9 protein-coding genes are annotated in these 11,803 nt (G+C 59.1%); 1 reads left to right on the forward strand and 8 read right to left on the reverse strand.

Features of this window, described 5'->3' with window-relative positions; translation table 11 throughout:
- Positions 1 to 191: 191 nt before the first annotated feature.
- The 7 genes from QZ534_RS12500 to QZ534_RS12530 all read right to left on the reverse strand — a co-directional run bounded on the left by QZ534_RS12500 (position 192) and on the right by QZ534_RS12530 (position 10,148).
- On the reverse strand, positions 192 to 2,180 hold the full coding sequence (locus QZ534_RS12500; RefSeq protein WP_296934801.1) for an acetoacetate--CoA ligase: 1,989 nt from the start codon (positions 2,178 to 2,180) through the stop codon (positions 192 to 194).
- Positions 2,181 to 2,196: 16 nt separating this feature from the next.
- A complete protein-coding gene (locus QZ534_RS12505) occupies positions 2,197 to 2,976 on the reverse strand; it encodes a 3-hydroxybutyrate dehydrogenase (protein ID WP_296934802.1) in 780 nt (259 codons plus the stop codon).
- Between the two features lie 13 nt (positions 2,977 to 2,989).
- Complete coding sequence (locus QZ534_RS12510; protein WP_296934803.1) at positions 2,990 to 4,354, reverse strand: TRAP transporter large permease subunit; 1,365 nt, start codon at positions 4,352 to 4,354, stop codon at positions 2,990 to 2,992.
- Entirely contained in the window at positions 4,354 to 4,992 is a 639-nt protein-coding gene (locus QZ534_RS12515) for a TRAP transporter small permease subunit (RefSeq protein WP_296934804.1), read from the reverse strand. The genes QZ534_RS12510 and QZ534_RS12515 overlap by 1 nt, the downstream gene beginning before the upstream one ends.
- A 116-nt stretch (positions 4,993 to 5,108) precedes the next feature.
- Complete coding sequence (locus tag QZ534_RS12520) at positions 5,109 to 6,161, reverse strand: TRAP transporter substrate-binding protein (RefSeq protein ID WP_296934805.1); 1,053 nt, start codon at positions 6,159 to 6,161, stop codon at positions 5,109 to 5,111.
- A 323-nt stretch (positions 6,162 to 6,484) separates the two neighbouring features.
- Positions 6,485 to 7,930, reverse strand: coding sequence for a sigma 54-interacting transcriptional regulator (locus QZ534_RS12525; RefSeq protein WP_296934806.1), 1,446 nt, complete (start codon positions 7,928 to 7,930; stop codon positions 6,485 to 6,487).
- 109 nt (positions 7,931 to 8,039) lie between these two features.
- Positions 8,040 to 10,148 carry a 3-hydroxybutyrate oligomer hydrolase family protein gene (locus tag QZ534_RS12530; RefSeq protein WP_296934807.1) on the reverse strand — a complete coding sequence of 703 codons (2,109 nt, stop codon included), beginning with the start codon at positions 10,146 to 10,148 and terminating at the stop codon, positions 8,040 to 8,042.
- 358 nt (positions 10,149 to 10,506) lie between these two features.
- Here QZ534_RS12530 and QZ534_RS12535 point away from each other — a divergent pair, with 358 nt between their 5' ends.
- Positions 10,507 to 11,418: an alpha/beta hydrolase gene (locus QZ534_RS12535; RefSeq protein ID WP_296934808.1), complete on the forward strand. Its 912-nt coding sequence runs from the start codon at positions 10,507 to 10,509 to the stop codon at positions 11,416 to 11,418.
- An 11-nt stretch (positions 11,419 to 11,429) separates the two neighbouring features.
- Here the strand turns inward: QZ534_RS12535 and QZ534_RS12540 are convergent, their stop codons facing one another.
- Positions 11,430 to 11,792: a DUF6164 family protein gene (locus QZ534_RS12540; RefSeq protein WP_296934809.1), complete on the reverse strand. Its 363-nt coding sequence runs from the start codon at positions 11,790 to 11,792 to the stop codon at positions 11,430 to 11,432.
- Positions 11,793 to 11,803: the final 11 nt, after the last annotated feature.

The following is an 11,803-nucleotide window of genomic DNA, read 5'->3' on the forward strand; positions in this document are numbered from 1 at the left end:
GGGCTCCGCCATCCATGGCTCCGCACAGTTTTGGAAGGCCTCACCCGCCCCGCTTATCCGACTGCTCAGTGGTATTCCACGGCCAATTTCGAGACCCTAGCAGGCTAGTTATTGTCAACAAAATCACCCGCAAACAGTAGGTCGGATTAGCCAACGGCGTAATCCGACAACCACCCTCAGATTTCAGCCCTTCAATCGGGCAACAACCCAACCTCAGCCAACCGCTCCCGAATATGATCCAACGCCTCAGGATTACCCAGGGCATCCCGGTTGTCCGCCTTTTTCGAACCGTTGATCAAACGGGCCACTGCCAGCTCCACCTTCTTGCCACTGCGGGTGTACGGAATGTCGTTCACCTGCACAATGTGCCGGGGAACGTGCCGTGGGCTTGCCCCCTCGCGGATTCGGCTCTTGAGCTGTTTCAACAGGTCATCGGTGATGGCCTGGCCATCGGCCGGAACCACCAGCAACACCACTTCCACATCGCCGTCGATCTGGCGTCCCACCACGAGGCTGTCTTTAACCTCGGCGACGGTTTCGACCTGGCGGTAGATTTCCGCGGTGCCGATTCGAACGCCGCCCGGGTTCAGGGTGGCGTCAGAGCGGCCGTAGATGATAGCGCCGCCGTGTTCGGTGAATTCGATGAAATCACCGTGGGCCCAGACACCGGGGAAGGTGCTGAAGTAAGCGTCCTTGTAGCGTTCGTCGCCCGGGTCCTGCCAGAAGCTGACCGGCATGGAGGGCAGCGGCTGGCGGCAGACCAGTTCGCCCCGGCCTTCGCTGACCGGCTGGCCGTCGTCGCCGTAGGCCACGGCATCAACACCGAGGAAGCGACACTGGATCTCGCCGCGACGAACGGGCAGCAGCGGCGTTGAGCCCACGAAGCAGCCGCAGATGTCGGTGCCACCGGCAATGGAGCCGAGCAGGGCGCCGGGGGCGCCGTCGGTGTATACCCAGTCATAGTCTTCCGGTAACAACGGTGAGCCGGTGGAGAACACCACCCGCAGCTTGCTCTGATCCAGGGTTTTTGCAGGCTGCAGTTCGGCCTTGCGGCAGCCGGCAATAAATCTCGCGCTGGTGCCGAAGTGGGTGACTTTCTCTTCCGCCACGGTGTCCCAAAGGAAGTTCAGGCTTGGATAACCCGGCGAGCCATCCACAGTGATCACGGCCGCCCCGGTCATCAGGGCGGAGGCCTGCCAGTTCCACATCATCCAGCCACAGGTGGTGAAGTACAGGAAACGGTCCTCGGGCCCCACGTCGCCGTGCAGCATCAGTTCCTTGGCGTGGTTGACCAGCAGGCCGGCGTTGCCGTGAACGATGCACTTGGGCTTGCCGGTGGTACCGGAGGAATACAGGATATAGACCGGGTGATCCGGGGGCAGCGGCGTAAACGAGGGTGCATTCCCTGTGCCGTAGGCCAGTACGTCTTCCCAGGTGGAAACCAGGTCTCCGGCAATCGGAGCCTCGTCCGGCAATTGCTGGACACTGACCACTGATTTGAGAGTAGGCAATCCGGCAATCAGCTCTGCGAAGTCCTGCTGGCGGGCGAATACCTTGCCGCCGTAGCCGTAGCCATTCACCACGATCAACGCTGAAGGTTCAATCTGGCCAAAGCGGTCAAGAATGGCTCCGATGCCGAAATCGGGGGAGGCAGAACTCCAGATGGCCCCCATGCTTGTCGCAGCCAGCATACCAACAAGGGCTTCATAGCCGTTGGTAACAACACCGGCCACACGATCACCCTGCTGAATACCCTTGTCACGCAGGAAGGCTTCCAGGGCGCCCGCGTCCGCTTTGAGTTGAGCGTAGGTCCTACGTAGGACCGGGCGGGTTTCGCAGTAGGCCACCACCGCTTCCCGGTCGGCATGCTCACCGTCCGCCAGCCGGAGCAGGTTGGCGGCAAAGTTCAGCTTCATGCCCGGGAACCATTCGGCGCCCGGCATTTCCCGTTTGCCCAGTACTTTTTCAGCCGGGGTATCGCAGATCAGGCCGCAGTAATCCCAGACTTTCTGCCAGAAGGTCTCCAGCTCATCAATGGACCACTGGTGCAGTGCGTGGTAGTCGGCAAACGGTCCAAAGCCCTGCTGCTCGAGCCATGACTTGAACTGGCCCATGCGGGAATTGGCCAGGGTGTCCTCCGACGGAGACCAGACTACCGGTGATTGTTCTTCATTGCTCATCCATATCTCCTGAATGTTACTGCATATGCCAGCCGTGACTGACCACGATGGACTGGCCAGTCAAAGCCGCAGAGGGGAATGCAGCCAGATGAACCGCCAACTCTGCCACGTCTTCCAGAGTGGTAAATTCGCCGTCCACAGTGTTCTTGAGCATAACTTTACTGATCACTTCCTCTTCGGAAATGCCCAGCTCCCTGGCCTGTTCAGGAATCTGCTTGTCCACCAGAGGCGTGCGCACGAATCCGGGGCAAATTATGTTGCTCCGCACCCCGTGTTCCGCACCCTCTTTCGCCACCGCCCGGCAGAGCCCAAGCATGCCGTGCTTGGCGGCCACATAGGGCGATTTCAGAGGTGATGCTTCCAGAGAATGCACCGACCCCATGTAGAGCATCGTGCCGCCGCCGCTGTCATACATGTGCTTCAGAGCGGCGCGAGTCACCAGGAAGGCACCATCGAGATGCACATTCATGACTTTGCGCCAATCGGAATAGGCAAGCTTGTGCACCGGGTCGATATGCTGGATGCCCGCGTTCGCGATGGCGATGTCCAGGCCACCCCACTGTTTAACCACATAATTGACGTTTACGTCAACTGCAGATTCGTTGGTGACATCCATTTCGAGGGCGATGGCGGTGCCGCCGGCCTGCTCAATGGCGGCGACCGTTTCCTGTGCCGTCTCAAGAGTCAGATCAGCCACAGCGACCTTGGCCCCCTCACGGCCATAAGCCTCGGCAATGGCCCGACCGATGCCACGGCCAGCACCGGTAATCAGGGCAATCCGGTTATCCAGACGCATTATTATTTTCTCCTTAGTCGTAAGCCACGCTCGGCAGCCAGGTCGCGATTTCCGGCACCACGAACACGATGGCCAGAGCTACCAGCTGGATGATGATGAACGGAATAACGCCACGATAAATATCGGTGACCTTGATCTCCGGCGGCGCCACACCCTTGATGTAGAACAGCGCGAATCCGACCGGCGGCGTCAGGAAGGATGTCTGCAGGCACATGGCAAACAGGATGGTGAACCACACCAGATCAAAACCGAGCTGCTGCACCACTGGTGCCACCAGCGGAAGGATAATCAGGGTGATCTCGACCCAATCCAGGAAGAAGCCCAGCAGGAAAACACCAAACAGGATGGTAAGCACAACGCCGTAGGGTCCGAACGGCAGACCCAGAAGGGCATCTTCAATCACCTGGTCGCCACCCAGGCCCCGCAAAACGACAGAGAACGCGGTCGCACCGAGGAAGATGGCGAAAATAAACGCAGCCGTTCGGGTGGTCTGCTGCATGGAGGAGTTGAGTACGTTCAGGTTCAGCCGGCCAGACATCAGGGCCAACAGCAGAGCGCCCAGGGCACCCACACCGGAAGCTTCCGTTGGCGTAGCTATACCTGCAAAGATGGAGCCCAACACACCCAGAATCAGCGCGGCTGTTGGTACCACGGCCTTTGCAACTTCCCAGACGATGGCCCAGCTCACTTTCTCGGTACCCGCCGGCACCGGCGCAATGTTCGGTTGCAGCATCGGGCGGATAATCGCGTAAGCCACGTACATGGCACCGAGCATCAGGCCGGGGAAGAAGGCACCCATGAACAGATCACCGACCGATGCTTCGGGAACCGCCAGGCGATCCGCCATCAGAACCAGCATGATGGAAGGGGGAATCAGAATACCCAGGGTTCCCGTGGCACAGGCCGTACCCACGGCAAATCCCTTGTCATACTTGTTCTCCATCATCACAGGCAGAGACAACATGCCCAGAAGCACCACAGAGGCACCGATAATTCCGGTGGTCGCGGCCAGCAATACGCCGATCACGATAACTGTAACGGCATAACCACCACGAACAGCGCCGAACAGCTTCACCATGCTATTCATCAGGCGCTCAGCTACACCGGACTGGTCAAGCATAATGCCCATGAAAATAAACATGGGCAGGGCGACAAGGGTCTCGCTGCTTACCACCTTCCATATTCGTTCGGGCACAAGACCCATGGAGGACTGGTAATCGAACCAGAGATTGGCACCGAAATTCTCAACAGCAACCACACCAACAACGGTCCAGATAACCGCGGTGCCACCCAATACCCAGGCAACCGGATAACCGGTCATCAACAGCGCCCCGAACGTGAGGAACATGCCAATTACAAATAGGGTTTCAAGCTCCATCAGGACGCATCCTCTTTCTTGTTCTCACCGGATTCGACCCGGATTGGCTTCGGAAAGCCGAAAAGCAAAGCGGTAACTTTCAGCAGACGGGACAGGGCCGCAACAATCAGGAGGCCGAACGACAGCGCCAGAATGCCCTTGAGGATCCAGCGGTAGGGAAGTCCCGCAGGTGCCTGACTGGTCTCGCCCTGCTCCCAGGAGCTCACCGCATAGGGAATCATTTCGTAGACCGCCAACACCAGAAACGGCAGCAAAAGTAACACCAGTCCAAACAGTTCAATCCAGGCCTGGCCCTTGAGCGAGAGGCGCTCATGGATGACATCCACCCTGACATGATCATCGGTTACCAGGGTGTAGCCGAGCCCCAACAACCATCCGGCCCCGGCGAGGTGCCACTGGACTTCCTCCAGAGTGACCGAGCCCATGCCAAAGGCATAGCGACCGACCACCGCGTAAATGATCACGCCTGTGACCACGAACCAGAGCCAGGACGCACTTTTACCTATCGCAGAAATCACACCGTCCAAAACCTTGCTCAAACGGGTGGTAGGAAACTCGGTGTGGTGATGAATAAATTGACCGGCGTCCGACGCCGACGCATGCACCTCGGGCGGAGAGCCTTTATCAGACACTGCCATACAACAGTTCCTCGTTCAGAAAGCCTGCCGTGAAACAAGGATGGCCCCGCAGGGCCATCCAGACTAAATCGAAGAGCACCGGAACCGGGTCCGGTACTCAGGGTCAGCCCCGAACCTTACAGGTCCGCCGGTACATAAGCCCGGGTGTCCCACACCTTGTAGGATTCCATGAACTCCTGCTGGCTTTCATAGACCCGCTTGAAGTCGGCATCTTTAGCCGCCTCTTCCTCAAGCACTTCCTGGGTTACTTCCTTCAGCTTGAGCAGAACGTCTCGGGGGATCTGGTCGGCCTGAACGCCCTTGTCCTGGAACTCGGCCAGAACCTTGCCGTTCTTGTACTCGCCTTCAGCCAGGCCGCGAGTGGTCGCCGCGGTGCAGGAAGCCTCAACCAGTGCCTTCTGGGCTTCAGTGGCACGATCCCACTCGTCCTGGTTGATCAGCATGTACTGGGCGGTGAACTGCTGGTGCCAGCCCGGGAACAGGTTGTATTTGACCACCTGGTTGAAGCCGAGGATCTGGTCGATTGCGGGCATGGAGAATTCGGTGGCATCGATGGTGCCCTTCTCCAGTGCCTGGTAGAGCTCGCCGCCGGGCATCATGGTGACAGAAGCGCCCAGTTTCTCGAGAACCTTGCCACCCAGGCCGGCGAAGCGGATCTTCAGGCCCTGGTAGTCTTCCAGAGTTTCGATGGGCTCAGAGTACCAGCCCGCTGTTTCGGGCCCGATGATACCGCACAGCTGTGCGTGTACGTTGAAGCCCTTGTTGGCATAGGTTTCCTGCAGCATTTCATGGCCGCCACCGTAGTAGTACCAGCCGATGTAGGCCGGTGGCTTCATACCGAAGGGAACAGCGGCAAACAGGGGAATCGCAGGCACCTTGCCCTGGTCATACCCGATCCAGGTGTAGCCGGCAGATACCTTACCGTCTGACACGGACTGCAGGATGTCGAACGGCGGAACCAGCTTGCCCGGCTCATAGACACGGACCTGGATGCTGCCATTGGAAGCGGTGGTGAGGTTGTCTGCCACCCAGGCAGCGGGAGAACCGAGGCCCGGAAGGTTGGTAGCGAAGGCTACGGGCATCTTCCAGCGCAGATCGTCGGCAAACGCAGAGCCCGTGGTGAGAGCGATCGCACCGGCCACACCGGTGAGAGCCTTGAGAAGTTTCATTGGCAAGTCTCCTAGCATTGTTATTGTATCTGGCCTGGCGCGGATAGCCGGGGCCTGATCTGAGTATAGTCAGAGAACGCAGGAACAGACGGACAAGATAAATCTGTGGGTCCAACAGTTAGCGTCAGTCTTGTTCTCTGCATTGTTCTGACGTCCTGCACACCGGAGATTGCAGGCACTGTGCCAGAATACTTTTTATATTCTATTTCAATGGCTTGGAGAAAAGGCCAGGAGAGGGTGCGCCCTTAAATGTCCGGAAACCAGGACACACTAAGACCTCAGTCGTACGTAATTGTACGGACAACAGGACATGCGTCCGGATTTCAGGACAGTCGGGCCAGTTTTTCGTAAAGTACCGATCTGGAAATGCCCAACAGCTTCGCCGCCCGGGTGCGATTGCCACGGCTGGCAACGAGGGCTTCCTCGATGGCATGGGCTTCAGCTTCTGCAAGGGTCTGCGAAAGCGGCCGGACTGGTTGCGGCGTCAGGGAGGATACCGGGCGATTTCCATTGCGCGGCAAGACCTTGAAGATTGCGTCTGCATCCAGCAGGCCGCCCTCCTCGCCCATGGTCAGGGCCCGTTCAAGCACATTCCGAAGTTCCCGGATATTGCCCGGCCAGTCATAACTTCCCAGGGCGGATACACCGGCATCGGTAATTTCACCGCGCAGCTCAAGCCCCTCACAAATCTCTTCCAGCAGGGCCTCACACAGCACCCCGAGATCGGCCAGGCGGTCCCTCAGCGGTGGAATCGGAATTTCGAGAACATTAAGGCGGTAGTAGAGATCCGACCGGAACTCACCGTCGGCAATCATGACTTCCAGATTTCGACTGGTGGCGGCAATTACCCGGACATCCACCGGAACCACCTTGTTGGATCCCAGCGGCTCAATCTCGCCTTCCTGAAGCGCACGCAACAGCTTCGCCTGCAACGGCAGCGGCATATCACCCACTTCGTCGAGAAACAGCGTGCCACCATTGGCAAGTTGGAACTTGCCGTCCCGGGTACGACGGTCGGCACCGGTGTAGGCTCCCGGCGCAACCCCAAAGAACTCGGCTTCCAACAGGTTATCCGGAATGGCTGCGACGTTGACACCCACAAACGGTTTCTCGGCCCGGACCGAGACCGTATGAATGGCCTGGGCCAACACCTCTTTGCCGGTGCCGGTTTCCCCCAGAAGAAGCACCGGCATGTCGCGCCCGGCCGCCAGACGAGCCCTTCGCTTTACTTCCAGCGCCGCCGGACTTGCCCCGACAAAGTCGCCAAGGCTGTAGCGGGTGCCCCGGGACTTCTTGGCCAGAGCCTTACGGGCCGCCGCCAGGTCCTGATGCAGCCGCCGGTACTTGGACACCAGCGGTGTCAGAGGTTGCAGGTCGTCGTAAAGGACAAACGCAACCCCGCCCACGATCTCGCCGTCATCGTCAAAATAGGGTAGACGGGTCACAACCAGCTGCTGCTGATTGTGCTCCATGATATCCAACAACAGAGGCTTGCCGGTTTCCACGACCTCCGGCATACGCGTCTGGGGAATCACCTGACGCACCGGCTTGCCGATGACCCGTGACGGATCGCCGAGGCCAAGCAGATGGGAATAACTGCTGTTGATCCAGGTAATCCGGGCATTCCTGTCGACCGCAATCGCACCGGCACTGGCCTCCTCGAACATCGGAAACAGCGCTTCGATCAGGTCCCGGGTCAGGCCACTCTTGTTCTTGTCGGAAAACAGCTCTGTCATGTACCGCGCACCAACGGGTCGAATGTCGTTCATGGTATTAACCCTGGCACCCGGCAGGCCGGGTGCAGTCACGGAAGTATATGGGGCCCCCGTACCGGGGGCAAACGAAGCCGGCCCGATAACAGGCCGGCCGGTGGCACGTTTATTCCGGAATCCGGACCTGGTCGTCTTCAAAGACAATCCTGTCTGCGGCATCCGGTTCGGCATTGATCGCCGGCAGATTGACTTCCGCCAGCGGTGTCGCGATGTCGCCCCGAGGCACAGTGCGAACCACCTGGCTTGGCGGCAATGCCTGCTTCTCGGTCAGCTTGGCCCAGACCAGATCCAGCGCCTGGAAATAGTAGTGGTGCAGCGGCACATAGCGGTCAGCAACGCCCGGGAAACCATTAAGCACATCCAGGTGGTGGGCGTTGAGGATCTCGTAGTACCGGAGGTTGCTTTTCTTCCCTTCCACTCGCTGGTTCAGGCCAAAATAGGGCCTGGACGTGTGGTTGATCGGCAGGATCGCATCGGCACGACCGGTGACAAAGACTGTCGGCTTGCCCTGCAGATCACCCGAGGCACGGACCTCGGCAATACCCCCGGCAATGGCCGCTGCCAGCTCGGCATCGGCACCTTCCAGATCGGCTCCGCTAATGGCGTCGCTGCCCTGGGCAAGGCTACGAAGGCACAAGAGTGCATCCAGGCCGTAGTCCAACTGATTGGTGCTTGGTGAAGCACTGGCAGGCAGGTTGGTGGGCTGACCATCGGCGCCATCGTACACGATATTCACCCCGGCTGACGGCGGGATGCCGTTGCTGACCGAGAACAATGCCGCCTCTGCAGCGGGCGCCAACTGGGTCACGGCTCCGGCGGAATCGGTTGCCGCCAGACTGAGCTCACAGACCCGATCCTCGACACCGGTCCGGCCATAGGCATTGGCATAGGTCATGGAAATGCTCTGAGCCACCGCCAGACCAAAGTGCACGGGCGCCAGCAGATTCTGCTCAGGCTGAATACCGAACTCTTCGTTCAGGATGCGCAGCGCGTCGGTAGCCCGGTCATCCAGAGTGGCGCCGCTCACCAGGCCCTTGTTGGCCAAGGAATTACAGATATTCTCGCCAATTGCGGGGGGATTGAAGGTGGCATTCAATGGCGCATCGTCCCGGATCGCCGGTGCCTGATTGGCACAGCCCTGATAAACGGCAAGAGCCGTGGTGTAATCCAGCAGGCTGCGGCTGTGCTCGGTAATAACCGGGCCTTCGCCCTGGCGAATGGTGAAGCTTCGGTCCACCTGCGGGTTCACGTTGGGCTCGGACACCGCAACACCGTCAATCAGTCCGCGCGTGTCCTGCTCAGCAGCGCGAACGGAAGAACCACCGCCATTGGACACACTGGAGGCAATAACCACGGTATTTTTTGGATTGATGGTCAGCAACGTTTCGCCGTTGCCCAATTCCCGACCAAACTTTTCGTTGAGCACGTAAAAGCCGAATTCAATGGACTGCAACACATGAAGGCCCCAGTCCGCTTCCGGGTTGGCTTTGGAGTGGGCGTGCTTGTAGGCAAAACGGTCTGGCCAGGCACTATTGAAGTCTGCGCGCTGTTGCTCCGTCAGGTCAGCCCGGAACTGCACTGGCTCATCCGCAGACGTAAGCGTGCCGTCAATGCGCTGGGCGTTGTTGGTGGCCAGGTTATGGGAGCCGGTCCCGGTGCCCTTGTCCGTGTAGACAACGGCACACCCTTTTTTAAGCCCCCATTCGCCGGCGGTGCCAATCGCGCCATAGATGCCACGGGAGCCGGAAGACGGCGCCGTCACCATGCAGGGGCGATCAGGATCAAAACTATCGGGCACCTGGGCCATGACCGTCACCGGCACGTCGGTACCCGGCACCGCCATGTAGGCAATGTATTCGTCGCCCGGAATCAGGCCTTCACCGCTGGTACCCACCTGGGGGCCAAAGAACGTGCCGTAGCCGCCGCCGGGAGCGGTATCCACCAACGCGCGGTAATTGTTGTAAATCGCCAACCGACGGAGTTCTGCAGTTGTAGGGTTCAGAGGGTCTGCAAATGCAGGTGCGGGCGAAGTGGCCAGGCCGCTGGCACCCAGGCCTGCCGTCAACAGGTCATCGGTAACACCGTCGTAGCTGGTCTGGTTTATGTCGCCCTGGATAAAGTCAGGGATCTCGTTGAAGGGTGGTTTTCCATCCTTGCAGGCAGTGAGGGTCATCCCCGTGGCGCCGATCAGGGCGCAGAGCATTATTCGTTTCATGATCGTTCCTTGTTTGTTGTTGTAAACGAACAGACCAGGCCTCGAGCCAGGCCCCGGGAACGCCATGCGGATCCTGTGCCAATTGGCTATGTTACTGATTTATATAAACTACATTTACCACTTACTTGAACTTGAAAGAATTATTCCGGATTTCCGGACAGCGCTGCGACCTGCAATCATCGAAAAGCACGTCCATTGCGTGCTTTGTACAGATTGTCCTTAAATCCGGACACTGTACTGAATGTCGGACAATGGAGTCCGAACAATGTAATCCGACCCGCACCGACATCCATCACTATCGGCCCGTCGTAACTCTCTCGGAACACTTCAATCCGCCTGAATGAAAAAGGAGATCCCAGTGCCCGGTTACCGAACAGGGGCCAGATGGGGTGGACTGGCCGGGGTCATTGGCAGCCTGCTGGTTCTGGCCGGCTGCGCGACCCACCACAATGGACCAGAGAGCGCGGCGTTACCGGTAGAGCAGTCTTTTCAGGTAGAGCGCAATGTACAGTTCTCCCCCGATAACTGGCCCGAACGCCTGTTTGCCGATCTTTACCTGCCAGAACATAGCGCCTCAGAGCGTCGGTATCCGGTGGTCCTGATGGTTCACGGGGGTGGCTGGCAGCGACGGTCCCGGGAAGACATGACCTGGATCGCGGAAGAAGTGGCCGGCCGCGGTTTCGCGGTGCTGAACATCGACTACCGGTTTGCACCGGAATACACCTTTCCGGCGCAGCTGCACGATCTACAGATGGCCCGCCAGTGGTTGAACGAGCATGCCGACGAGTACCACCTCGACCGCGAGCAAGTCAGCGGTTTTGGGTTTTCATCCGGCGCCCATCTAATTGCCCTGCTTGCGGTGGTGGCAAGCTCCGACAGCGAGCTGAACCAACCCTATGGCGGGCCGGAGTCCCGGTTGCAAGCTGTTGTCGCCGGCGGACTGCCCTCCGACCTCATGGCGTTTGGTTCGGGCAAGCTGATCCGGGAATTCCTGGGTGGAGAGCAGCAGGAGATGCCGGACACTTATCGAAAAGCCTCACCGATCAGGCATATCACGGCAAATGCACCGCCCTTTTTCCTGTTTCACGGCACCGTGGATATGCTCGTACCCTTCAGCCAGGCCGAACGTTTCCGGAACGTTCTCGCGAGTCATCAGGTATACAGCGAACTTTACGAAATGCACCTGCGAGGCCATGTCACCAGCTTTCTGACGGCCGGCGATGCGGTTGACGAGGCAATCGCGTTCCTCGATCGCAAGAAAAGTCACTGATTTCCAGAACGCTACCCGATCCGGATGAACGGCAGCAGGCTCAGGCCCATGATCACCAGAATGGCAATACAGGCCGCCAGGGTCCGGATTGGCCGCTGCCTGAGCATGAACCAGAAACCGCCGGATTCACCCCGGGCCAGGTGCTCCTCGTAAGCCCGCCGCTGGGTTTCATAACGTTGCCGCTGATACTCGTCCAGCAGCGCCCTGGCCCGGGCCGCCTCATCGTCGTCGTGCACCCAGAAACCGCCCATGCTGATGCCCCAGCGGCTTGGCGGCGTTTCGTAATAGGGCACTTCGTGGGCATCGAACAGAGCCCGGATTTCCTCGGCCTCGTCATCAGGTACATGGCGCAGGTTCATCAGATGATGGGGCATGGACTCTCGTT

It is taken from the genome of uncultured Marinobacter sp. (genome assembly GCF_913055835.1).
Lineage (GTDB): Bacteria > Pseudomonadota > Gammaproteobacteria > Pseudomonadales > Oleiphilaceae > Marinobacter.